The organism is Devosia sp. YR412 (assembly GCF_900110945.1).
Taxonomy (GTDB): Bacteria; Pseudomonadota; Alphaproteobacteria; order Rhizobiales; family Devosiaceae; genus Devosia.
Window position 1 is genome coordinate 320122 of record NZ_FOFL01000001.1, and the last position, 23406, is coordinate 343527.

27 protein-coding genes are annotated in these 23406 nt (G+C 62.0%); 15 read left to right on the forward strand and 12 right to left on the reverse strand.

Annotation, left to right across the window (positions count from 1 at the left end):
• Positions 1-2: 2 nt before the first annotated feature.
• The gene (locus BM045_RS01550; RefSeq protein WP_092179243.1) at positions 3-752 is read right to left on the reverse strand and encodes a Crp/Fnr family transcriptional regulator; all 750 of its coding nucleotides are present in this window, start codon (positions 750-752) and stop codon (positions 3-5) included.
• Positions 753-906: 154 nt separating this feature from the next.
• Here BM045_RS01550 and BM045_RS01555 point away from each other — a divergent pair, with 154 nt between their 5' ends.
• Complete coding sequence (locus tag BM045_RS01555) at positions 907-1140, forward strand: hypothetical protein (RefSeq protein ID WP_092179244.1); 234 nt, start codon at positions 907-909, stop codon at positions 1138-1140.
• A 3-nt stretch (positions 1141-1143) separates the two neighbouring features.
• Here the strand turns inward: BM045_RS01555 and BM045_RS01560 are convergent, their stop codons facing one another.
• Positions 1144-1335, reverse strand: a complete 192-nt coding sequence (locus BM045_RS01560) for a hypothetical protein (protein ID WP_092179245.1) — start codon at positions 1333-1335, stop codon at positions 1144-1146.
• Between the two features lie 224 nt (positions 1336-1559).
• Between BM045_RS01560 and BM045_RS01565 the strand changes: the two genes are divergently transcribed.
• From BM045_RS01565 to BM045_RS01580, 4 genes are all read left to right on the forward strand, one after another.
• Entirely contained in the window at positions 1560-2900 is a 1341-nt protein-coding gene (locus tag BM045_RS01565) for an FAD/NAD(P)-binding protein (protein WP_092179246.1), read from the forward strand.
• Between the two features lie 108 nt (positions 2901-3008).
• Positions 3009-3242, forward strand: a complete 234-nt coding sequence (locus tag BM045_RS01570) for a hypothetical protein (protein WP_092179247.1) — start codon at positions 3009-3011, stop codon at positions 3240-3242.
• Complete coding sequence (locus BM045_RS01575; RefSeq protein WP_092179248.1) at positions 3242-3520, forward strand: hypothetical protein; 279 nt, start codon at positions 3242-3244, stop codon at positions 3518-3520. Before BM045_RS01570 ends, BM045_RS01575 begins: the two co-directional genes overlap by 1 nt.
• A 223-nt stretch (positions 3521-3743) precedes the next feature.
• On the forward strand, positions 3744-3953 hold the full coding sequence (locus BM045_RS01580) for a cold-shock protein (protein WP_092179249.1): 210 nt from the start codon (positions 3744-3746) through the stop codon (positions 3951-3953).
• A 105-nt stretch (positions 3954-4058) separates the two neighbouring features.
• Here BM045_RS01580 and BM045_RS01585 read toward each other — a convergent pair whose 3' ends face one another.
• Entirely contained in the window at positions 4059-4352 is a 294-nt protein-coding gene (locus BM045_RS01585; protein WP_139198670.1) for a hypothetical protein, read from the reverse strand.
• Between BM045_RS01585 and BM045_RS01590 the strand changes: the two genes are divergently transcribed.
• The gene (locus tag BM045_RS01590) at positions 4345-4584 is read left to right on the forward strand and encodes a hypothetical protein (protein WP_092179251.1); all 240 of its coding nucleotides are present in this window, start codon (positions 4345-4347) and stop codon (positions 4582-4584) included. The two genes, BM045_RS01585 and BM045_RS01590, sit on opposite strands and share 8 nt — an antisense overlap.
• 212 nt (positions 4585-4796) lie before the next feature.
• On the opposite strand, the gene BM045_RS01595 is transcribed toward BM045_RS01590, so the two are convergent.
• Positions 4797-5816 (reverse strand): LacI family transcriptional regulator, encoded by a 1020-nt coding sequence (locus BM045_RS01595; protein WP_092179252.1) that lies wholly within the window; start codon positions 5814-5816, stop codon positions 4797-4799.
• 296 nt (positions 5817-6112) lie between these two features.
• Between BM045_RS01595 and BM045_RS01600 the strand changes: the two genes are divergently transcribed.
• From BM045_RS01600 to BM045_RS01625, 6 genes are all read left to right on the forward strand, one after another.
• Complete coding sequence (locus tag BM045_RS01600) at positions 6113-7429, forward strand: extracellular solute-binding protein (RefSeq protein WP_170848325.1); 1317 nt, start codon at positions 6113-6115, stop codon at positions 7427-7429.
• 239 nt (positions 7430-7668) lie between these two features.
• Positions 7669-8559, forward strand: coding sequence for a carbohydrate ABC transporter permease (locus tag BM045_RS01605; RefSeq protein ID WP_092179254.1), 891 nt, complete (start codon positions 7669-7671; stop codon positions 8557-8559).
• The gene (locus tag BM045_RS01610) at positions 8559-9368 is read left to right on the forward strand and encodes a carbohydrate ABC transporter permease (protein WP_092179255.1); all 810 of its coding nucleotides are present in this window, start codon (positions 8559-8561) and stop codon (positions 9366-9368) included. The genes BM045_RS01605 and BM045_RS01610 overlap by 1 nt, the downstream gene beginning before the upstream one ends.
• Positions 9365-12562: an alpha-mannosidase gene (locus tag BM045_RS01615; protein WP_092179256.1), complete on the forward strand. Its 3198-nt coding sequence runs from the start codon at positions 9365-9367 to the stop codon at positions 12560-12562. Before BM045_RS01610 ends, BM045_RS01615 begins: the two co-directional genes overlap by 4 nt.
• Positions 12563-12573: 11 nt before the next feature.
• Positions 12574-13632 carry an ABC transporter ATP-binding protein gene (gene ugpC / locus BM045_RS01620; protein WP_092179257.1) on the forward strand — a complete coding sequence of 353 codons (1059 nt, stop codon included), beginning with the start codon at positions 12574-12576 and terminating at the stop codon, positions 13630-13632.
• 267 nt (positions 13633-13899) lie between these two features.
• Positions 13900-15114, forward strand: a complete 1215-nt coding sequence (locus tag BM045_RS01625; protein WP_092179258.1) for an ROK family transcriptional regulator — start codon at positions 13900-13902, stop codon at positions 15112-15114.
• Here the strand turns inward: BM045_RS01625 and BM045_RS01630 are convergent.
• A complete protein-coding gene (locus tag BM045_RS01630; protein WP_092179259.1) occupies positions 15085-15405 on the reverse strand; it encodes an HU family DNA-binding protein in 321 nt (106 codons plus the stop codon). The genes BM045_RS01625 and BM045_RS01630 overlap by 30 nt on opposite strands.
• Before the next feature lie 204 nt (positions 15406-15609).
• On the opposite strand from BM045_RS01630, the gene rirA reads away from it, so the two are divergent.
• Positions 15610-16086, forward strand: coding sequence for an iron-responsive transcriptional regulator RirA (rirA, locus tag BM045_RS01635; RefSeq protein WP_092179260.1), 477 nt, complete (start codon positions 15610-15612; stop codon positions 16084-16086).
• 384 nt (positions 16087-16470) lie between these two features.
• Positions 16471-18294: an ABC-F family ATP-binding cassette domain-containing protein gene (locus BM045_RS01640; RefSeq protein WP_092180756.1), complete on the forward strand. Its 1824-nt coding sequence runs from the start codon at positions 16471-16473 to the stop codon at positions 18292-18294.
• Between the two features lie 183 nt (positions 18295-18477).
• Here BM045_RS01640 and BM045_RS01645 read toward each other — a convergent pair whose 3' ends face one another.
• Positions 18478-19527, reverse strand: coding sequence for a LacI family transcriptional regulator (locus BM045_RS01645; protein WP_244522841.1), 1050 nt, complete (start codon positions 19525-19527; stop codon positions 18478-18480).
• Between the two features lie 535 nt (positions 19528-20062).
• Here BM045_RS01645 and BM045_RS01650 point away from each other — a divergent pair.
• Entirely contained in the window at positions 20063-20278 is a 216-nt protein-coding gene (locus BM045_RS01650; RefSeq protein WP_092179261.1) for a hypothetical protein, read from the forward strand.
• 36 nt (positions 20279-20314) lie between these two features.
• Here BM045_RS01650 and BM045_RS01655 read toward each other — a convergent pair whose 3' ends face one another.
• From BM045_RS01655 to BM045_RS01680, 6 genes are all read right to left on the reverse strand, one after another.
• Entirely contained in the window at positions 20315-20494 is a 180-nt protein-coding gene (locus BM045_RS01655) for a hypothetical protein (protein WP_092179262.1), read from the reverse strand.
• 29 nt (positions 20495-20523) lie between these two features.
• Positions 20524-20718: a hypothetical protein gene (locus tag BM045_RS01660; protein ID WP_139198671.1), complete on the reverse strand. Its 195-nt coding sequence runs from the start codon at positions 20716-20718 to the stop codon at positions 20524-20526.
• The gene (locus BM045_RS18820; protein ID WP_092179264.1) at positions 20705-20854 is read right to left on the reverse strand and encodes a hypothetical protein; all 150 of its coding nucleotides are present in this window, start codon (positions 20852-20854) and stop codon (positions 20705-20707) included. The genes BM045_RS01660 and BM045_RS18820 overlap by 14 nt, the downstream gene beginning before the upstream one ends.
• A 64-nt stretch (positions 20855-20918) precedes the next feature.
• Positions 20919-21485, reverse strand: a complete 567-nt coding sequence (phnN, locus tag BM045_RS01670) for a phosphonate metabolism protein/1,5-bisphosphokinase (PRPP-forming) PhnN (protein ID WP_092179265.1) — start codon at positions 21483-21485, stop codon at positions 20919-20921.
• Positions 21486-21488: 3 nt separating this feature from the next.
• Positions 21489-22628 carry an alpha-D-ribose 1-methylphosphonate 5-triphosphate diphosphatase gene (locus BM045_RS01675; protein WP_092179266.1) on the reverse strand — a complete coding sequence of 380 codons (1140 nt, stop codon included), beginning with the start codon at positions 22626-22628 and terminating at the stop codon, positions 21489-21491.
• Positions 22622-23317, reverse strand: coding sequence for a DUF1045 domain-containing protein (locus BM045_RS01680; RefSeq protein ID WP_092179267.1), 696 nt, complete (start codon positions 23315-23317; stop codon positions 22622-22624). The genes BM045_RS01675 and BM045_RS01680 overlap by 7 nt, the downstream gene beginning before the upstream one ends.
• Positions 23318-23406 lie beyond the last annotated feature (89 nt).

Below are 23406 nucleotides of genomic sequence, written 5' to 3' on the forward strand. Positions count from 1 at the left end.
GTCTAGCGCGGCTCCTGTACGAGGTGCAGATAGCGGTCATTGAACTGGGCCAGCGCCACAAGGCGGTCCCAGTCCTGGATCACCAGTTGGCCGCCATCCCAGCTGATATAGCCGCCCATGCGCAACTCCTGCAGCACGCGGTTGACATGGACGGTCGAAATGCCGACGGCATCGGCAAGGGCGGCCTGGGTGATTGGCAAGTTGAAGCGATAGTCGCTGGCAAAGCCGATCGATGACAACCGCGCATAGACTTCGCAGAACAGATGCGCCACGCGCTCCTGCGCCGAAAGCCGGCCCATGCCGACCAGCCATTCGCGATGGGTCGAGCCATCAAGCAGGGTGAGCAGCCAGAGCAGGCGCGTCAGGTGCGGAAAGCGCTCGGTCAGCTTGACCAGCCGCTCATGCGGAAAGGTGATGATAGTAGTGGGGCTGAGCGCGCCGACCGAATGATCCATCTCTTTCAGCAGGAAGGAATGGAGATCGACAAAGTCGCCGGGCAGGTGGATGGCGGTGAGCTGGCGCTGGCCATCGGGAAGGGTGCGGTAGCGGCAGGTAAAGCCGCTGGTCACCAGCATGGAGCGGGTGGGCCGTTCGCCCTCGACGACCAGATCCTCACCGGCAGCATAAACCAGGCGGTCTTCGGCAGCTTCGGCCAGGGCGCGCTGCTCTTCAGGGCCGATCCTGTCGCGCCGGTTCAGCTTTCTGAAGAACGGCTGGAGCAGTTCTTCGGCTTCCACGATCTGGCTGGTCATAGGCACTCCCACTGGCGCACGCCTATCGCAACTGCCAACGCGGCGCTTGGTTGCGCAGAAGCGCAAAGGGACCTCGGATTAACCTGTGTAATAGCGCCGCCGAGGCAGCCCCTCTAGCTGCGGACCAAATGGTCCAAGGAGGGAGGCTGAACTCATGGCGCACAGCTATCGTGTGATCGACCTGCGGCCGGAAGCCAATGGCGCGGGTGAGGTTGTGGTTGATGGCGTCAGCTCGCCGGAGGCCGCCGTGAAGAAGGCTTTCGGGCTGGATCTGGTGCGCAGTGGTTCGAAAAAAGACCTGATGGCGCAGGTCTATTGGCAGCTCAGCCCCGAGGCGACCAATATGGTGCGGCTCTATGCGCGCGTCGAAAGCCCGCGCCGTCGCTAGCGATTAAAGGCTGGATGGCGGAACGGTCAGGCCGAGCGCGCTGACGCAGTAGCCGCCCCGCGTCAGAGGTTCGGCGAGCCCCAGATTGGTCAGCTGTTCGCCGAGGTCACGCGGCAATTCGCAAGGGCCATCCTGGCAGAGGCTGCGCAGGGCATTGCGCTGAATATGGGTGAGGCCGGACCAGCTGAGGTTCATGTGTTTCATCTCCGTGACGTCTTCAAACGTTAATTGCGCCCGCTGGTTCCCGTTGTTTTTTGAGCGATTGCAGGGGTTTGCCGAAAGGCGGCGTTAACAATCTCCACGCGTACTCTGGTCAACTGCATGAAGCCCGGCCATAATCACGACTCGAACAATCGAGTTAGAATGGCATCGAGGGAGCGGGCGATGAGCATTTTTAAGGGTTTGACGGGGTTGTCCGCGTGACGGGCCGTCCATCGGTCACCATCATCGGCGGTGGCGCCAGCGGGGTCCTGCTTGCGGTGCATCTGCTGCGCGATCCCAACACCGATATTGCGGTGACGCTGATCGAAAAACGCGGCCAGTTTGGCCAGGGCGTCGCCTATTCGGCCAGCCAGCGCGACCATCGCGTCAATGTGCCGGCGCGTGGCATGAGCGCCTTTTCCGACGATCCGGAACACTTCTCGCGCTGGCTGCAGACGCGCGGCTATGCGGCAGGCGGCAGCTCCTGGGTCTTCGTGCCGCGCCGGCTCTATGGCGCCTATCTCGAAGATATCTTGCGCCAGGCCGGGCAGTCCAGGCTCGGCCGGCTTGTCGTGGTCTCCGATGAAGTTACCGCCGTACACGAAGGCAAGACCGGCATCGAGACCGTGCTCGACAATGGCACGAGCCTCGTCAGCCATCATGTGGCGCTGGCGGTAGGGCATGAAACCCAGCCGTCGCGCGGTCGCGGCATCGCCGTGCGGCTCGGTTCGGAACGTGACACGCCGTTGCCCAGGGATGCCGAGGTGATGATCCTCGGCTCGGGCCTTTCCATGGTCGATGCCTGGGTGTCGCTATCGGAAGCCGAGCATCGCGGGTCGATTACCGTCGTCTCGCGCAACGGCCTGCTGCCCAAGGGGCACAAGGACGTCAAGCCGCTGAGCATCGATGCCGCCGACGTGCCCTTCGGCACCAATCTGCCCTATTTCATGGCCTGGTTCCGTGCCCTGGTGCGCGAGACCGAGGCCAATGGCGGCGATTGGCGCAGCGTCGTCGATGGGCTACGCCCTTATAACCAGCGCATCTGGCAAAGCTGGACCAAGCACGGCAAGCGGCAGTTCCTGCGGCATCTGCGGCCGTGGTGGAATATCCATCGCCATCGTCTGCCGCCCGACCTTTATGACCGCATGGTGGCGGCCATCCAGCGTGGGCAGGTGAGCCTGGTGGCCGGCGAATTTGTCGGCGTCGAGCGGCATGGCGAAGGTGCTCGTGCGCAAGTGCGCCGTCGCGGCACCACTTTCCGTGAGAACATGGATGTGGCCCGCGTCTATGATTGTGGTGGCGTCAGCGTCGATGTGCAGTCCAGCTCCAATCCGGTGATCCGCGATCTGGTCGCTACCGGCCGGGCCCGGCCGGACGAGCTGCGGATCGGGCTCGATGTGGACGAGCATTGTGCGGTGGTCGATGCCAGCGGCAAGGCGACCGATCGGCTGCTGGTCATCGGCCCGCTGACGCGGGGGCGGTTCTTCGAGATCGAGGCGATTCCAGATATCCGGGTGCAAGCGGCCAATCTGGCGGCGCGGATCCTTGCGAAAAGCTGACGCCGGGGAACTATCTAACTGCCACCACAAAAAATGTTCTATTTTTGTTCCGGTATGTGCTAGGACCAGCGGATCGGCGCTTGGCGCTGACAGCGACAAGGATCTGCCATGACGACCGCCTATCTGGTTCAGGGTTTCAAGCTCAAGGGCGCCAAGCTCATCGCCGACGTGGTCAAGCCCTGCAAGACACATGAGGCGGCGATCGCCACGGCCGAGCGCCTCGGCCCGATGCGCGCCGGCGTCGTCGCCTTCAGCCAGGAAGTCGACGTCGAGACCGATACCTATGACCGTCCGATCGTGCTGCTGGAAATCGGCCGGCTGCCTCCGGGGCTGTTCGACTGATGCGCCAGGGCAAGAAACCACGCGCCGTCAGTTTCGACGCGCCAGACGAGTTCGAACTGGCCCGCGGCATCTTCTTGCCAGCCGGGCGTTACGACGGCTGGGAACGCTCGTCGGCATCGAGCACCATGCAGGCCGGCCGCAAGTCGCCGCCCCGCTATGATCTCGAATTTTCCGGCGAGCAATTGCGGGCGCTTGGTGCCTTCGCGGCCCGCGACGAGGACGACACCATGTTCGATGTCACCGACCAGGTGCGCGAAGGAATGCTGGTGCTGATCTAGGCGGCTGATTCGCAATATTTGGCCGCTGCCTTGTTATTGCCGCCAATAGCGCCTATATGACCTGCATACGTTTGAGCTCAGATGGCTATCTGAACCCCGGTCTGCCGGTTTTCGCTACCCCCTGTTTTTGAGAGCGTGTTAGGCCCGTTCCACATGTCGTGGCGCGGCAATGCTGCTTTCTGGCCATCGATTTGGCCCGGGCGCGAAACACAAGGCTATAGCCATGATCACCGGCACCGTAAAATTCTTCAATTCCACCAAGGGCTTCGGCTTTATCTCGCCAGAAGACGGCAGCAAGGACGCCTTCGTCCACGTGTCGGCCGTCGAGCGTTCGGGCCTTTCGGGCCTCTATGAAGGCGACAAGGTCACCTACGAAATGGAAACCGGCCGTGATGGCAAGGCTTCCGCGACCAACCTGACCCTGCTGAAGTAATCACTGCCGGGCTCGCTCCTGCGAGCCCGTTTATCCTGTCCCGACAAAGTCGGGCATAAAATAGATCCGGATCATACCGGACTTCATGAGAAATTAATGACACATCTAGACTTCCACGCTCGTGCCGAGCTTTACCTCGGCAGCGACTGGTACACTGCATCCGCCCAGGGCGCGCGCCGCTTTGGCACCGCCGCCCAGGCCATCCGCTTTGCCTTCGAAGAAGCGGCCCCCGTCAGCCTCCGCGGCGCCCGGCTTATCGTTGGCGACAAGGAATTTTCGGGCGACGATCTTCGCGCGCTCTATACGAGCCAGAACTATCCTTTGCCGCGCAAGCATGAGGTCCCCAAGGACCGCTCGCGCCGGCAGCTCACCGCATCCAAAGGAGATTCCAATGGTCATCGATTACGCCGCCCGGGCCGAACTCTTCGTCGCCAAGCGCTACGCCAAGAGCGCATCGGCCCAGTACAAGCGGTTCAACTCGGCCTCTGAGGCCATCCGCTATTGCATCGAGGAACTGCCGGAAAAGGCCCTGATGGGGTCGTTTCTGGAGGTCAACGAAAAGCGCTTCGAAGGCAAGGCCATCCAGGCGCTGTATGCGGCTGAGGATTATCCGCTGGTGCGGGCGGCTTAGGTAGGGCGCCGTAGCTTAGGACTAGCCTCAAACTGAATGCCTCGGTTCCTGCGTACCCTCTCCCCTGGGGGGAGAGGGAAGGGTGAGGGGTTCAGGGCTGGGTTGCGGCAAAGTGCTTTCGCCGGCCTCCGAACCCCTCACCCGACCCTTCGGGTCGACCTCTCCCCTCAAGGGAGAGGTGGTTGCCACTCCGGCATCCAGTTGGCCGGCCGTCAGCTCCGCCACATCGGCTGCGGCTCGGCCAGTGACTGCAGATCCGTGATCGCTTCCCCCTCGATCCGCCGCAGCAGCAGCCGCGTCAGCTCGCCGCCGGCGGCGAACACATCCTCGCGGATGCTGTCGAGCGCCGGGAACAGCGTCGGCAAGATGCCCGAGGTCTGCTTGTAGATCAGCTGCAGCTCGCGGCCGAGCACCACGCCGCCCTCCTGCAAGCCGCCGACCAGGGCGATGGTGCGCATTTCGCTGTCCGAAATAATGCCATCCGGCCTTCCGTCGCGGGTGGCGAGGTCCAGCCCCAGCTTGCGCATTTCGGCCGGGGTCAGGCCCTTGGTGCCTTCCAGCACCGTGCCGTCGAGCCCCGCCCGCGCCGCCGCCTTCATGAAGGCGGTGACGATATTGTGGTAATTGGTGGTGCTGTCATCGCCGATAACCAGCATGACGCTTTTGCAGCCCTTGCCGGCCAGCCGCTCTACCGCCATGGTCGCGAAATCTTCCGAATGGAAGTCGTGATAGGGGTGCGGTGTATAGAACTCCGTCCGCCCATGGCTGACGAAAGGGAAATCCGCATCCATCATCATCTGCACCCGCGCATCGCGCGGCTCGGTATGGGTGATGATGACGCCATCGGCGGTGCGATTGTCGAGGATGTAGCGGATCGTTTCGGCGCTCTGGTTGCGCTCGAATTCGGGGATCACCGTCAGGTGGTAGCGCGTCCCCTTGATGGCGGCGCCAATGCCCTGGATCATCTGTCGCGCGAAATCGATCGAATCCTCGGCCCCATCCAGCACCAGGGCCACGACATTGGTCTTGCCGGTGCGCAGGCGTACGCCGGCCCGGTCGGGCACATAGCCCAGCGCCAGGGCGGCTTCCGCCACCTTGTCGCGGGTCTCTTGCTTGAGCGTGGTGCCGCCGCGCAGCGACAGCGATACGGTGGAAAGGCTGAGCCCCGTCACCTCCGCAATGGTGCGCAGGGTAACGCGTCCCTTGGCGGATGCTGTAGTCTTCTGGTTCATGCTGCTGTTCGTCCCCAATAGCTGCTTTTACACCGACCGGGCCGGAAACCAAAATCCCCTAATTTTGCAACGATGCAGTTTTTGTGACAGTGCCCTGAAACGATTGCATTGACGCTATAGTGCTGAAAATAATCATAATTAGCGCGAATGTGTCACCCATTCTGACCAAATGCGATTCATGTTTACAACGTTGCAATTCTTGTGGTTACCTCTGTCTGCGCTTGATGAGGGATCCGGCGCACCGCCGCCCAACGAGGCGGCACCAGCTTGAACCCAAGCTTGAGGAGGAGGAATCGATGCTCAAAAAGGGCTTTCTGACCACCGTAGCCGCACTATCGCTGATGGCCGCCGCTGCCATTCCCGCACGTGCCGAAATCTCGATCATGTATATGGAATCCTTTGCCTCGCTGATCGAGTCAGGCATTGCCAATTTCGAGGCGGAGACCGGCGAAACCGTCAAGGCAATCAAGCTGCCGGGGCAGGGCTATGACCAGCGCATCGCGCTTGATCTGAGCGCCGGCACGGCTGCCGACGTAAACCTGATCGACAGCTTCATGGTCTCCGAACTGGCGGCGGCTGGTTATCTGGAGCCGCTCGGACCGCAACTCGAAGGCTGGGACCAGTTCAAGACCTATCTGCCGGGCCTGTTGGAAGTCGCTTCCTATCAGGGCGAGGTCTATGCCCTGCCCACCGATACCGACGTGCGCATGCTCTGGTACGATCTGTCCAATTTCGAAAAGGCCGGCATTCCGACGCCTTGGGCGCCCAAGAGCTGGGCTGATATTCTCGATGCCGCGACCAAGCTCAAGGACGCCGGCGTGCAATACCCGTTCCAGCTGCCGGCCGGCACCAAGCAGGCGGAAGCGGCCACCATGCAGGGTGTCTATATGGCGCTGCTCGGGGCCGATGTGCCGGAAGGCGATCGTAACCGCCTGCTGAACCGCGAGACCAATCAGTGGATCGGCGACTCGCCCGGCCTGCGGCGTACCTTTGACCTCTATCATCAGGTCTATGTTGCCCAGCAGCTGAACCCGGCCGATCTCAACTATGCCACCGATATTTCGGCGGCGGTGCGCCAGGCCCTGGCAGACGATCAGCTCGGCATTCTGGCTTCGGGTTCCTGGGAAGATGCTTGCCTGTGGGATTGCAACGCCCCGCCCAGCCGCGCCGATCGCGACGCCCAGGTCGCCTGGACGCCATGGCCGGGCTCGGGCGAACCCGGCACCAAGGCCACCACCAATATTTCGGGTGGCTGGACGCTGGGCATCAATGCCAATGCCGCCGACAAGGACAATTCCTTCAAGCTGGTGACGGCGATTTTCGACGAGGCCAATTTCAAGGCCTGGACCCTCGCCAATCACCGCATGGCGGTGCGTACTGACATTTCGGAAAGCCCGGAATATACGGCTGACCCCTTCCTCGCCGAAGCCACCAAGCTCGCTGCCGATACCACCGGCCGCGACACCATTCCCGGCTATCAGACCGTTTCAGCTCTGATCCAGCAGGCCACATCCGACCTGCTCGATGGGGCCGAAGTGGAAGAGGTCATCCAGACCTATCACGACGCCCTGGTCGATGAGTTCGGCGAGGAGAATGTCATAACCTACGAGTAAAGCAGTCACCTCCCGATCTGGCGGCATCTGGTGTCCTCCCGGTGCCGCCGGGTTGGGGTGTTTTTTTGGGGCACAATCTGGCCCCACCCACGGTGTCACCCCGGCGTTGAGCCGGGGCCCATCCCGAGATTTCATTACGGCCGCAAGGTGGTTGGAACAGGCATCTCAGGATGGATCCCGGCTCAAGGCCGGGATGACACCGAGCTTGTTGAACGCCGAGTGAGCAAGAGGCCAAAACAATGAAAAACCAGGCCAATCCCTGGCTCACCAGTAATCTCCTCGTCCTCGGTCTCGGCATGTTGCCGGCCGCCGTCCTGATCGGCGCGCTGCTCTATTTCACCGCCTGGGCCTTTGCCTTTTCCTTCACCGACCTGGCTTTGGTCGGCAAAAAGTCCGTCGAATGGTCCTGGGTCGGGTTGCAGAATTTCGAGCGGCTGTTCACCCGAAAAGGCTTCCTGGAATCGCTGTGGACCACAGTGATTTTCGTCTTCTTCTCGGCCATCGTCGGCCAGTCGGTGCTGGGTTTCCTGCTGGCAGCCTTGCTGCGCGGCACGCAGTCGACGCTGCGCAGCGTGGTGGAAGTCTGCATCATGCTGGGCTGGCTGCTGCCCGATATCGTCGCGGCCTTCCTTTGGTCGGCCACCACCAACCAGACCGGGCTGATCAACGCGATCTTCGTTGTGCCCTTCGGCTTCAAGCCGATCAACTTCATCAACGAATATGCCCTGCCCATCGTCACCATTGCCAATATCTGGAAGGGCACGGCGTGGTCCTACCTGCTGTTTTCGGCGGCACTGGATTCGGTCAGCCGTGAGGTGGTGGAAGCCGCCAAGGTCGATGGCGCGACGCCGTTTCAGCGCATCTGGCTGGTGCAATTGCCGATCATCCGGCCGCATATCGCCACCAATATGCTGTTTATCACCATCTGGACCTTCACCTATTTCCCGCTGATCTACGCGATGACCGGGGGCGGGCCGGGCACCCAGACGCAGACGCTGGCCGTCTTCCTCTACAATCAGAGTTTTTCGCGCGGCAATCTGGGCTTCGGCTCGGCCATTTCGGTGGCCATGCTGGTCATCGTCGGCCTGTTGTCGCTGGTCTATCTGCGCATGCTGCGGGAGCCGAAATAATGGATACCGGTCCTTCCCGCCTCACCGCCATTGCGCTCTGCTTCATGGCTGTCATCTGGGTCAGCCCCTTCTCCTGGCTGCTGCTCAATGCCTTCAATCCGCTGTCGACCGGGCAATTGGCCTGGCCTGAGCGCTTCGGGCTCGACAATTTCGGCATGGCCGTTTCGGGCAATGCCGGGCGGCAGTTTCTCAACTCGATGATCATCGCGGCGGGGACGGCGACGCTCTCTGTGGTGGTCGGCATTTCGGCGGCCTATCCGCTGTCGCGCTTACGCATTCCTGGGCGCAATGCTTTCCTCTGGACGCTGGTGCTGCTGCGCATGCTGCCTTCGGCCGGCGTCTTGGTGCCGCTGTATTTTGCGGCGCAGCGCTCGGGCCTGCTCAACCAGCTCGGCGTCATCATCGCGCTGACCGTGCTCAACCTTCCCTTCACCCTGCTGCTGCTCAAGAATTTCTTCGACACCGTGCCGATCGAGCTTGAGGAGGCCGCCTATGTGGAGGGCGCGAGCCTGTTCCAGATCATCACCAAGATCGTGCTGCCCATGTCGCGGGCCGGCATTGCCGTGGTCTGGTTTTTCTCCTTCACCGGCGCCTGGAACGAGTTCCTGTTGCCGTTGATCTTTGCCCGCGTGCAGGATGCCTTTCCCATGTCGGTGGGCCTCTACGCGGCATTCGGCCAGCAGGGGGCCATCAACTATGGTTTCCTGACGGCCTTTTCCATCATCTACGCAGCGCCGGCGGTCGGCGTCTATTTCTTGTTACGGCGCAACATGAACACAGGTTTCGCCGGTGTCGGAGTCAAAGGATGACCTATTCCAATCCCCAATCGTCCAAGCTCGGTTTGCTCGACGATGACCTCAAGATGGAAGGCAAGCTCATCCGGCTCTGCGCCGACCTCGAAAAGAAGATCCTGACCCCGGTCGGGGGCGTTGATTGGCAATGGCATGTGCTGCGCGACGACGTGAGCACCGAACAGGCGCTGACCGCCGACTGGAGTGGCTGGGAGAAGTTCGGGCCCCATTCGGTCTGGGCCAAGAAGCAGGGCCATACCTGGTTTGCTGCCGAGGTCACGGTGCCTGAGGAGGCGAAGGGCAAGACCTTTGTGCTCAAGTTTACCTCGCAATGGCAGGATCGTCCCGGCTCGACGGACCCGCAGTGTCTCGCCTATCTCGATGGCAAGATCGCCCAGGCGCTGGACGGCAATCACACCGAACTGGTGATCGAGCGCAATGCCGTGCCGGGCAGCAAGCATGTGCTGCTGGTCAATGCCTTCACCTTCTTTGAGCGGCCGCTGGTCGGCTTTACCGTGGATTTCTACACCCGCAGCGAACGGGCCGAAAAGCTCTATTGGGACCTGCAGACGCCGCTGGATGTCGCAGTGCGCCTCTACCAGAACGACCCGCGCCGCCAGGCTATTCTCAACATTGTCGATCGTGCCCTGCGCGCGCTGGATCGCCGCGCTGGCTACACGTCGGAATTCGAGGCTTCGCTCGGTGCGGCCGAAGCGATCGCTGCGGAAATCTACGCCATCGTCGATACCGAGGTGCAGCCGCAGATCACCGCGGTCGGCTCGACCCATCTCGACGTCGGTTGGCTGTGGCGCGTGATGCACACGCGCGACAAGACAGGCCGCTCGTTTGCTACCGTTTTGAATTTGATGGAGGAATATCCAGAATTCATCTTCATGTATAACCAGTCGGTGCTCTTCGACTTCCTCAAGAAGGACTATCCCGAGCTGTGGGAGCGGATGCTGGCGCGGGTCAAATCCGGCCAGTTCGAGATCGAAGGCGCCATGTGGGTCGAGCCCGACGTCAACATCGTCTCGGGTGAAAGCCTGGTCCGCCAGATCATGCGCGGCCGCCGTTTCCACCTCGAAAATTTCGGCGTCGACCCCAAGACGGTCTGGCTGCCCGATACCTTCGGCTATTCCGCCAACCTGCCGCAGGTGATGGACAAGTCGGGGCTGAAATATTTCGTCACCAGCAAGCTCAGCTGGAACGACACCGATCGGCATCCCTATGACAGTTTCCACTGGAAAGGCATCGACGGCACAGTGACCAAGGCGCAGCTGATCACCGCCCAGCGCTATGACAGCGAAGAGATTTTCACCACCTATAACGGCGATCTCTCGGTCAGCGAAACCATGGGCGCCTGGAAGCGCTACGAGCCCAAGGCCGTGCACAATCAAGTCGTCATGTCCTATGGCTATGGCGACGGCGGCGGCGGCCCGACCCGTGGCATGATCGAGCGCGGCATCCGCATGGAGCGCGGCATTCCCGGCGCACCAAGGGTCAAGCTCGAAGGCATCGTGCCCTTCCTCGATCGCCTCGGTGCCAAGATGGACGCACCGGGCAATAAGTTCCCGACCTGGAATGGCGAGCTCTACCTGCAATATCACCGCGGCACGCTGACCTCGGTGGCCAAGAACAAGGCCAATAACCGCAAGGCCGAGCGCCTGCTGCGCGAGCTGGAATTTCTGGGTGCCATGGCGCTGACCCAAAGCGGCGCGGCCTATCCCACCGACACGCTGGCCGAGTTCTGGGAGCTGGTGCTGATCAACCAGTTTCACGACATCCTGCCGGGCACGTCCATTCCGGAAGTCTATGTCGACAGCGACAATGAATACGGGCAGATCTTTTCGACCCTGGGATCGGAAAACGGTCCCTGGCATTCTGCGGCACAGGCGTTTAGCAAGCCCGGTGAGCAGCTGCGGCTGTTCAATTTCACCGGTCAAACCCGTTCAGGCCTGGTTGTTTTCCGTTCAGAATCCGCTCTGGAGGGCGCGTCGCTGGCCACCCACGGCGGTGTCCAGCCGTTCCAGAAACTGGTCTCGGCCGATGGTTCGACGGCCTTTGCAGCGCCGGTTTCGGACCTTTATCCCCTCGGTTGGACCGGGGGACAAGTCGTGGCCGGTGGCGCGCAGAATAGTTCCTCCACGGTTTCGGTCTCCGAAAAGCATCTCGAAAACGACCTGTTGAAAATCACCTTCGACGCATCCGGCGAAATCACCTCGGTCTTCGACAAGACCCGCAATCGCGAAACGCTGGAGCCCGGCAAGACGGCCAATAGGCTGATCGCCTATGAAGACAAGCCGATGGAATGGGACGCCTGGGACATCGATCGCTATTTCGAGGAACAGTTCTGGCCGTTGGCCGATGGCAAGGCCTTGATTTCAGTAGTGGAAACCGGGCCGCATCGCGCGGCGATCCGCGTCGAACGGACTTATCAGAAGTCCAGGGTGGTGCAGGTCATTTCGCTGGCTGCCGGAGCGCGGCAGGTCGAGTTCGACACCTTTATCGACTGGCAGGAGCGCCAGACTGTGCTGAAGGCGCAGTTCCCGTTTGATCTCAATACCTCGGAAATCCGTTCGGAAATCCAGTTCGGCCATGTCCGCCGTCCGACCCATCGCAATACCTCCTGGGACAAGGCGCGCTTCGAGGCATCGATGCATCGTTGGGTTGATCTGAGCGAAGCCGACTTCGGCGTCGCCCTGCTTAATGACTGCAAGTATGCCTATGACTGCCTTGAACAATCCGTGCGTCTGACCCTGGTGCGCGGCTCGACCTTCCCCAGCCCCGACGCCGACCTGTGCGAGCATCACCTGCGCTATGCGCTCTTCGTGCATGACGGCGTGGCCGACCTAGCCGACGTGCATCGGGCGGCCGAACGCTTCAACAATCCGGTAGCGGTGGTGGGTTCGCTCAGCCATGCAGCCAATCCGGCAACGGAGTTCCAAAACTTCAGCTTTGCCAGCGTCAACCAGCCCAATGTCACGCTGGAGACCGTCAAGAAGGCCGAAAAATCCGATGCCGTGGTGCTGCGCCTGTTCGAGCACGCCAATATCCGGGCCGAGGCGACCATCAGTTTTGGCCTGCCGGTCAAATCGGTGCGGGTCGTAAACCTGATGGAGGATGGCGATAGCAAACCACTGGAGCTCAAGGACAATGGCGTGACGCTATCGCTACGGCCCTTCGAGATTGCGACGCTGCTGATCGAAACCTGAGGAGGTTCACCATGGCCGACGTCTCGCTGCGCGGCGTGCGCAAGTCCTATGGATCGCTCGAAGTGGTGCATGGGGTCGATCTCGAAATCGCCTCGGGCGAATTCGTGGTGTTTGTCGGGCCCTCGGGCTGCGGAAAATCCACGCTGCTCCGTATGATAGCCGGGCTCGAGCCGATTTCGGGCGGGGATATCTCGATTGGGGGAAAAGTTGTCAACGATATCCCCTCGCCCGAGCGGGGCATCGCCATGGTGTTCCAAAGCTATGCGCTCTATCCGCATATGTCGGTCTACGACAACATGGCCTTCGGGCTGAAGCTGGCCAAGACGCCGAAAGCCGAGGTGGATCAGCGGGTTCGTGAGGCGGCGCGGATCCTCCAGATCGAGGATTACCTCGACCGCATGCCCAAGGCGCTGAGCGGCGGGCAGCGGCAGCGCGTCGCCATCGGGCGGGCCATCGTGCGCAATCCGCGGGTGTTTTTGTTCGATGAACCGCTGTCAAATCTCGACGCCTCGCTGCGCGCCCAGACCCGGATCGAGATCGCCAAGCTGCATGATACGCTCGACGCGACAATGATTTACGTGACGCATGACCAGGTGGAGGCGATGACCCTGGCCGACCGTATCGTGGTGCTCAATGCGGGGAATATCGAGCAGGTCGGCACGCCGCTGGAGCTCTACTCAAACCCGGTCAACACCTTCGTCGCCGGCTTCATCGCCAGCCAGCGGATGAACTTCCTGCCGGTTTCACCATCGGTGAACCATCTGACCCTTCCGGGTAACAGACTGTTAACTTTGAGCACAACCAACCTCGAAACGGTGCGAACGCTGGGCGTGCGCCCGGAGCACCTCGAACTGGCGACGGATGCCAGCACGGCACATCTGTCGGGGATATTGTCCGTTATCGAACAGTTCGGCGAATACGCCCTGGCCTATGTCGAACTGCCCGATGGGCAACTGGTCACCATAAAGCTCGATGGAGCGCCCGATCTGACCCTGCATGACACGGTTCACATTACTATTCCGCCCGGCGTAGTACATCTGTTCGATGACGCGGGCCGAGCCCTGCGCTAGACCGAGAAATCTATATTTGTCGGACATTTAACAAGCCTGTTGAAGATAGTTGCTCCTCGGCAAATCTCCCAATAGACAATCACGCCGGTGTTATCGTCCTGTCGGTTCTACGGCTTGGCGGGAGGAGTTTCGTTTGGCATGGTGGCCCGACGTATCTCCCTCAGACGACGTTCACTGCGTTTGCGACAGGGTGGACAATTCTTTTCACGCAGGCCCGTGTGGATTTCACCACCGGGAAGGCGCCGGTAGTGCCGGCGGTAGTGGTGTATGACGGTAACTTCCGAGCCGGTGCGGGATGTGTTTGACGCAGGCGGGCGCGGGCTTCAGCACCACGGACTGCGACGGGCCAATGAACGGGCCGTATTGACCCTGATCGGGTTCAATTCCGGTGTCTCCAATGCCGATATTGCCCGCTTGTCCGGCCTCGCACCGCAGACGGTTTCCGCCATTCTCGCCGATATCGAGAGGGCCGGCCTGATTTCGCGCGGCCCGGTGCTGCGCGGCCGTCGCGGCCAGCCGGCGACGCCGATCTTCCTGCGCGCCGAGGGGGCCTTCTCCATCGGCGTCGAAATCGGCTGGCGCCATGTCGAAGTGTTGCTGCTCGATCTCGCAGCCAATGTCCGCAGCACGCGGCGCTGGCATTTCGACTATCCCGATGCCGGCACGCTCGTCGGCGAGATCGCCGTGGTCGTCGCCGAACTGGTGGCAACGCTGCCGGAAGCGCAACGCCTGCTGGTGCGCGGCATTGGCGTTGCGCTGCCCACCAATATTGCGGCCAACCTGCATCTGGTCGCGGCCCCTGAAGAACAATATGCGCTGTGGACCAATCTGGACCTGGCGGGCGACCTCGGCCGGCGGACCGGCTTTGAGGTCAGCCTGTTCAACGACGGCAATGCGGCCTGCTGGGCCGAGCTGATCGCCTTCGAGCGGCCGCGCCCGGGCAATTTCATCTATTTCCTGATCGCTCGCTATGTGGCGGCCGGCATTGTTGGCGAAGGCACCCTGTGGGAAGGCCCGAGTGGCAATTCGGCCAATCTGGGCTCCATGCTGGTACGCCATGGCGATGGTCCGCTGCAGCCGGCCCATTTCATCGCCTCGGTCTCGGCGCTGGAGCAGCGGCTGGCCGATGCCGGTTTCCTGGTCATCCCCAGCCAGTTCGAAACCTGGGACTGGGACGCTTTCGAGCCGGTGGTCGCGCAATGGATCGCCGATAGCGGCAATATCCTGGCGCGCGTGGTGTTCAATACCAGCACGGTGATCGAGACCGGTCTGGTGGTCATCGATACCATTCTTCCAGCCGACATCGCCACGCGCCTCGTCGCCAAGGTGGAAGAAGAGCTCAAGCGCCTGCCGGTGCCCTCCTACAGCCCGCCGCAGGTGCTGCTCGGGCATCTTGGCGCGCTGGCGCCAGCCATGGGCGCGGCCGAACTCACGCTCTATCGGCGCTACTTCTCACGCACGCTCGCGGATCTTGTCGGCTAGCTCTGGCGGGGTCAGCGCCTCGCGCAACTGGGCGCTGGGCGTAAACACCACGGTATGGCGCGGGCTGATCCGATGCTCTGTGCCGGTGCGCGGATTGCGACCGACCCGTTCGGCGCGTGAGCGCACCTGAAGCGATCCGAAGGCGGTGAGCTTGACCGTTTCGGCGCGCATCAGCGCTTCTCCGATCAGATCAAACATGGCGTCACAAATGGCGGCGGTATCGGCCGGGCTGATACCTGTACGTCGTGAGGCGGCCTTGCTGAGCTTGGCGCGCGTAATTGTCTCGTTCAAAGCAGTGTCCCCCTGCGCTTAAATTCATAGTGCGAAGTTAAATGTCTGTCGAGAGGGAGATGTCAGACAAACGAAATATGAACCTACATATCAACTTATGTTGACATATTTTAGAATGGTTATAAGCTAGCAGGCGTTCTATAGAGCATGCACCAACAGGACGGGCGCTTCGGCCCATCCATGATTCGCCAAAAGAGGTCCGCAGTGAGACTGACACGTCAATCCAACTATGCGATCCGCACGCTGGTCTATTGTGCCGTCAACGAGCCGGGCCTGAGCCGCGTCGCCGATATCGCAAGGGCCTACAATATTTCCGAGCTGTTCCTGTTCAAGCTGATCAAGCCGCTGGTCGAAAATGGCCTGCTGGCCACGGTTCGCGGCCGCCACGGCGGCATCAAGCTGGGCAAGGCTGCCGATGACATCACGCTGCTCGATACCATCCGCCTGACCGAAGAGAATTTCGCCTTGGCGGAATGCTTTGAAGATGGCGCCGATTGCCCGCTGATCGGCGAATGCGATCTGAATGGTGCCTTGCGCGAAGCGCTGGGAGCCTTCTTTGAGGTTCTGGCCAGCTATACGATCGCTGACCTCGCCAGCAAGAAGCGCTCGATCCGCGATCGCCTCGGCCTCACCACGGCGCAGGCCGTTAGCGAAGAAAAGATCCTCGCCGCGCTCCAATAGCGATGCTTTTGCCGTCATGTGCCCCCCGGAGCCCGGCTCCGGGGGTTATTTTTTGCGTGCCATCCGGCAGATGCTCCCAATTTTAGTCATGCTGTCCACAGACGCCGGGCCTGGACGACGGCTTTTTGACCTCAAATAAAATTATGAGTTTGACAGTCATAATAGCATGTGGTTTTCTCCCTTCATCGCGACGGTGACGGGCTCGGGGGAACGCAGCCAGCACCGGCGCTAAAGAGACGACGGGGGCTTGCTGCTACCGTCTCCCCGGGCCGGTCAGGATCCTCAACGTCCTGACCGGCCTTTTTTATGGACTGCGCCGGGCGATTGGCTGCCCATGCGGGCGGCGGTCTTTTCTTTGCCACCCGCTTGTGGTCTATCCGCGCCATGGCTCCAGCACCCCTTCTTTCGCTCCAGAATATCAAGCTCACCTTTGGCGGCACGACGCTGCTCGAAGGCGCCGAACTCATCGTCTCTCCCGGCCAGCGCGTGGCGCTGGTGGGGCGCAATGGCTCGGGCAAATCCACTCTGCTCAAGATCGCAGCCGGGGATGTGATCCATGATAGCGGGGTCCGCTTCGTCGAGCCCAGCGCCACGCTGCGCTACCTGCCGCAGGAGCCGGACCTTTCGGCCTTCGCCACGACGCTCGAATATGTCGAGGCGGGCCTCGGGCCGGGCGATGACGAATATCGCGCGCAATATCTGCTGAGCTCGCTTGGCCTGACCGGTGCGGAAAATCCGAAAAACCTTTCGGGAGGCGAAGGCCGCCGCGCCGCCTTGGCGCGCGTGCTGGCGCCCAAGCCTGACGTCCTGCTGCTCGACGAGCCGACCAACCATCTCGACCTGCCGGCCATCGAATGGCTGCAGGCGGAACTGGATTCCATGCGCTCGGCCATGGTGCTGATCAGCCACGATCGTCGCTTCCTCTCGGACCTCACGCGCTCGACCGTCTGGCTCGACCGCGGCGTGACCCGTCGCCTCGACAAGGGCTTTTCCCATTTCGAGGCCTGGCGCGACCAGGTTCTGGAAGAAGAAGAGCGCGACCGCCACAAGCTGGACCGCCAGATCGTGCGCGAAGAGCATTGGCTGCGCTATGGCGTGACCGCGCGTCGCAAGCGCAATGTCGGTCGCCTCGAACGGCTGGGTGATCTGCGCAAGGACCGGCGCGAACAGCGCCGCGTCACCGGCTCGGTCAATATGCAGGTCGCCGAGGGTCGCACCTCGGGCGCGCTGGTGGTCGAGGCGGAAAATATTGCCAAGGCCTATGGCCCCCGCGTCATCGTCGGCGATTTCTCGACCCGCGTCATCCGCGGCGACCGGATCGGCATCGTCGGCCCCAATGGCGCCGGCAAGACCACGCTGATCAAGATGCTGACCGGGCTGGAACAGCCCGATAGCGGCAAGATCAAGATGGGCTCGGCGCTGGAGCTGGCCATGCTCGACCAGGGCCGTGCCAAGTTGCATCCCGACACGCGGCTCAAGGAAGCCCTGACCGGCGGCGGTTCGGATACGCTGCAGATCAACGGCCAGCCCAAGCATGTCGTGGGCTATATGAAGGACTTCCTGTTCGGACCCGAACAGGCCAATACGCCGATCGGCAAGCTGTCGGGCGGCGAACGCGCCCGCGTGGCGCTGGCCCGCGCGCTGTCGCTGCCGTCGAACTTCCTGGTGCTCGACGAGCCCACCAATGATCTCGACCTCGAAACCCTCGACCTGCTCGAGGAAATGGTGAGCGATTATGCCGGCACGGTCATCGTGGTCAGTCACGATCGTGACTTCCTTGATCGCGTCGCCACCTCGGTGGTGATCGCCGAGGGCGATGGCGTCTGGCTCGAATATGCCGGCGGCTATACCGACATGGTGATCCAGCGCGGCGAGGGCGTCACGGCGCGCGAGCCAGCTGTGAAGACCCATCGCGCCGGCAAGACCAGCCTGACCCAGACCACGGCGGCCACCTCGGCGCCGGCGCCCAAGCGCAAGATGAGCTTCAAGGAAAAGCACGCGTTAGAGACGCTGCCCAAGACCATCGATACGCTGGACGAGGAGATCAAGGCGATCAACGCGGCGCTGGGCAAGGCGGACTTTTACACCAAGGACCCGGCTGGCTTCGCCGCCAAGTCCAAGGCGCTGCTGGAGACCGAGGCGAAGAAGGCCAAGGCAGAAGAGCAGTGGATGGAGCTGGAACTGCTGCGGGAAGAGCTGGAGTCGTAGGACTCAACGCGCGGTGGGACTGGCGAGAAGCAAGAATACCCCCACCTAGCCTCCCCCTGAAAAGGGGGAGGAATCTGGCCGGTGGCTGTCGCAAATAGTGCCACAAGCTGGATATGCTCCTCCCCTTATCAGGGGAAGGTTGGGTGGGGGTATCCGGCAAGGACTGTTGCGCCGCAGGCGGCCTTAGTCTTTCCAGCCAAACTTCGGCTTCGCCACATATTGCAATTCCTCCATCGGCTCGCCCGCGATCCGCCGCAAGAGCAGCTGCCCCATCTGGCGGCCGGCGTCGATGAAGTCCTCGAAGGCCGTTTCGGCGCCGGGCTGGAATTGGGCGAACATTTCCGAGGCTTGCTTGGAGACCACGTGGACGTCGTGGCCAACCTTCTTGCCGCTTTCGTTGAGCGCGCCGATCACCGCAAGGGCCGAGACTTCCGAGGCGCAGACCCAGCCGTCGGGGCCATCGGGGCGCTTGGTACGCTTCATGACATAGCTACGGATGGCGTCGGTGGCGCTGCCGAGGTTGACGTCGGCGGCAAATTCGAAGTCGATCCCGGTCTCCTTGGCGGCGCGGGCCATGCCGGTCTTGAGATGGTCGGTATAGGTTAGCCCGCTGTCGGGCAGGATGATGGAGACTTTCTTGCAGCCCTTTTCGGCCAGGCGTCTGGTGGCGCCATAGGCATAGGCCTCATTGTCGAAATCGACGGACGGATGCGCGTCGGGCCAATTGGTGCGGCCGTGGCTGACGAAGGGGAAGTCATTGTCGAGCAAGAGGCGAATGCGCTCGTCAAAGCTCTCGGCCTTGGAGAACAGCACACCATCGGCCATGCGGTTGCGGATGATGTGCTTGATCGGCTCGATCGGCTGCACGCCGCGGAATAGCGGGGTGATGACGATGTGATAGGCGGTATTGCGTACCGCTTCGGAAAGGCCGGTGACGATGGACGAGCCGAAGCCGTAGATCTGCTCGTCGGGCTCGAGCACCAGAGCAATGACATTGGTGCGGCCGGTCTTGAGACGAAGCGCGGCGCGGTCGGGCAGGTAGCCCAGTTCGGCAGCGATCTTCTGCACGCGGTCGCGGGTGTCCTGGCTCAGTTCGGGCGCATTGTTGAGGGCGCGGGAAATCGTGGTGACGGCAAAGCCGGTCATCTGCGCAATGGTCTTGAGCGTCGGCTTGCCCGATGGCTTGACGCCGCGCTTGCCCTTGCTGGCAGCCGGCACGTCGTCTTCTGACACTTGGTCTATTCCCCTCGACCCGCCTGTTGCGGCGGTGACGCTTGCTTGAAGGGCGAACAACACCAGATTGTCCCGCACACTTCAAGCGTCCCATTGCCACGCGGGGCTGGAGCGGCAAAGTCGGAAACATGATAAAGATCATCATATTTTCGATCTGCGACCAATGTCGAGCAGTCTTTTCCGAAAATTCTGCATTCTCTGGTCGTTGCCAGCCTAGCAATTGTCGCAAAACGCTCCTATCTTGCCTGCACTGCATCGGCACATGCCGATGTTTGACCGTTCAACCAGCGGGAAAGGAATCAAGATGACGCCATCTATTACCTTCACCATTCATGCAGGTTGCACGCTCGTACGCACTACCAGCCTCCACGCCGCCAATCGCTGGCAAGGGACCTGTCGCTCGAAACGAATGTGATCGCTGTCACCTCTTCGTCTCACTCTTCCGATAGATACCCCAGCGTTGCCGGCAAGGATGGTGCAAGCTCCATGAGCTTCCCCCTATTGTCCGTGCAATGCGCAAGTGGAGCACCCACCCATGCAGGAACGCAGTCTCGACCGGGCCAAGGCCCATAAGCCAATCGTCATCGAAGTCGGCGGGGAACCGCAGGGCGTTGTCGTGGCCAGTGCCGAAGGTTTCCGGTTTCTCGCCGTGAAGCTGCCGGCCTTTGCCATCGACGGCCAGCAGTTCGAAACCGTCGAAAAGGCGCATTTCGCCGTCTCGCAGGCCGTGCGCAACGGCGACGAAGCCTGATCGCACGGCCGCGCCCTGGCGCGGCCGCTCGCATTTTTAGCTGATGAAACCCTGGATCCAGTCAATTACCCGGTCGCGCAGTGCCGGGTCTTGCCACAGCATATAGGCGCCAAAGGCGACGGCCGCGAGAAACAGCAGGCCGATCACCTTCTTCAGCACCGAAAAGACCAGCCAGACGACGACCACGGCGGCAACGCCGAGGCCGATCAGTGTCATTGTATCACTTGGAATTTGGCCGTCCCCGATCAGTCATCATTGGTGGCATTGAGCTCGCCCGGCCGCTTGCCTTCGCTGGCCGGTGGAGCCGGGTCTAGCGCAAGTTCGACCGCTTCGGCCAGAGCATCGACGTCGATGCCGTGCTTGCCCTGACGTTCAAGCTCGGCGGTGATGGCGGTGGCGATAGCCTGGCGGCGGTTGCCGTCCTCGTTAGCCATTGCCATCGATCGACACTCCATTGCCATCGACGCGCACTTCGATGCCGGGCTGGGCCTGCTGCTGCTGATAGGAATAGATGCCAAAACCTACAATCGCGATCAACAGGATGGCGATGACGGCATAAAGACCATTGCGGCTCATAGAAAACTCCTGACGCTTTATGCGGGGAGTAACGCGGCATGGGGCCGAGTGGTTCAAAGGCGATCTATTCCTGCGCTGCAATGGCGCGCAGGGCCATGACAAAGGCGGTAACGCCAATGGCAATCGAGCCGGAATTGTCGATCATGATCGGATTGACCCCGGCCGGAACCGGGGCGCTTTCACGGGCCAGCCGCGCCGTGATCTGGTCGCCGCTTTCGCGGCCGCGCGCCACGAGGCGTTCGGCGCGGCGGGAGATTTCGGCGGTGATCAAGACTACCGAACAGGCGGGGTATTTGGCGCAGGCCTCGGCCACCACATGGCGGGAGACATTGGCGACGACAATGCGGCCCAGGGCGAGATCGGTATCCAAGCTCAGCGGCAGGGCATAGCGCAGGTTATGCGCGTCCCAGGAGAGGGCGAAACGGCCGGCTGCTTCCATTTCGGCGAAGGCCGCCGGTTCGACGCTGTCATGTTCCTCGCCTGCTGCGCCGGATGGGCGGGTCACGAGGCGGCGGACGAAGGTGAAGCGCTTGTCATTGTCCAGCGCCTGCCGGGCTCCGTCGATCAGCGTGTCCTTGCCAACGCCCGAGGGGCCAACGACGAGGACAAGAGAACCGAGCGGTCGCACCATGTGTCAGCTTACCCTTATGCCTTCGCGCCAGACGCTGCGGACCACCGGCCGGTCATCGACCACCTGCACCCGCACCAGATCGGCGCGCTTGCCAATGGCGATCTCGCCGCGATCGTCCAGCCCGGCCGCCTTGGCCGGGTTGCGCGTTACGGTAGCCAAGGCCTGCGGCAAAGCAAGCCCGTCGACGCGCTGCGGCAGCACGAATGCCGCTTGCAGCAAAGCAAAAGGCACATAGTCGGAGCTGAGGATATCGAGCAGGCCGGCCCGCACCAGGTCGGTGGCGGAAATATTGCCCGAATGCGAACGGCCGCGCACGACGTTTGGCGCGCCCATCAGGATGGCGAGGCCCGCATCATGCGCCGCTGAGGCGGCTTCAAGCGTGGTGGGGAATTCGGAAATGGCGACGCCGTCGGCCACGCCTTCCTCGATATGGGCCAGCGTCGTGTCGTCATGGCTGGCCAGCGGCAGCTTGAGCTCTTTGGCGCGGGCAACGATGTGGGCGCGGTTGGGCGGCGAATAGGTGTCGTGTTCGGCCTGTCGCGCGTCGAGATAGGCATCGAGCTCGGCCTGGTTGCGGCCCATCTTGTCCTTGTAGAACAGCCGATAGGCCTCCATCGAGCGGAACTGCCGCTGGCCGGGCGTGTGATCCATGATCGAGGCGAGGCGGGTATGCTCGTGGCCGGCATGGGCTTCGAACTGTTCCACCACGTCGGCGGTCGGCAATTCGCAGCGCAGATGCACGAAATGCTCGGCGCGCAGCCAGCCACCCTTACGGCCGCTGTCGATGGCGCCGGTCAGCTTTTCGACATGCTGGCCCATGTCGGGCAGGTCGGGATCGGAGCCGATGCGGACGGCATCGAACACCGTGGTAATGCCCGAGCCGGCGATCTGCACGTCATGGGCATGCAGAGCCGAGACGGCATCCCAGAACACGCCGGGGCGGGGCCGGTAATGGGTTTCGAGGTGGTCGGTATGCAGTTCGACGAGGCCGGGGATCAGGTAATAGCCGCCGAAGTCCTCGCCGATCTGCGATGGGCCTGAGTCGATCGCGGTGATGATGCCGTCGGTGACGGTGACGCTGCCCTCGACGATTTCATCGGCCAGAACAATGCGGGCATTGCGGAAGACTTGCTGGCTCATGATGGGCTGCCCAGTTTGAAGTCGGCGAGACGGCGGAACGGCTTGCCGGCCTCGGGCTCGTGAAACAGCGACAGGCGATCCAACACAATTGCCTCTTCCAGCACCGGGCTGAACCAGGTGGTGGCGGCCTGGAAGATGTCAGCCGCATCGGCCTCGCCGAGGCGATCGGTCAGCGTCATATGGAACTGAAATTCCTCGAATACGTAAGGGTAGCCATAGGCATCGAGCAGCTCGATCTGGCGCTCGTTGAGCCCCTTGGCGGCGCGCGCAGCGCGATCCTTGACCGACATCGGCGCGCGGAAGGGTTCGAAATCCTCCACCACATGGGAGGCGAAATCCTGCAGTTGGTCATGCTGGCCGTCGACGATCAGGGCGAGGAAGCCATGCAGGGAGACGAGCTTGAGGCGGCCGAGGCTGAAGGGCTCGTGCTTTGCCGCAAACTCGGTCATTGCACTGCGCAGTTCGGCTTCGTTCGTGTCCTCGAACAGCGCCATCGGCGCCTTGATCGTGGCGTGGAAGCCATAGCGATTGGCCGACTGGGTGAGATTGAGCAGGCGATCGCGGTCAATGCCGGCCACCGGGCCGTGGAACAGGTCGCCGTCGGCGGCATCGCGGCCGAGCCAGGTGGCGGCGCGCTCCCACAGATTGCTGGTGGCCGAGGGGGCAAAATAGATCGCGAATCGTTCTGTCATGGAAACTCCTGGAGCAGCCGCTACGCAGACTCTGTGTCGGTCGTTTGACACCTGTGCATGTCGCTCCCTGCTGGCTACCCTTGCAGCAA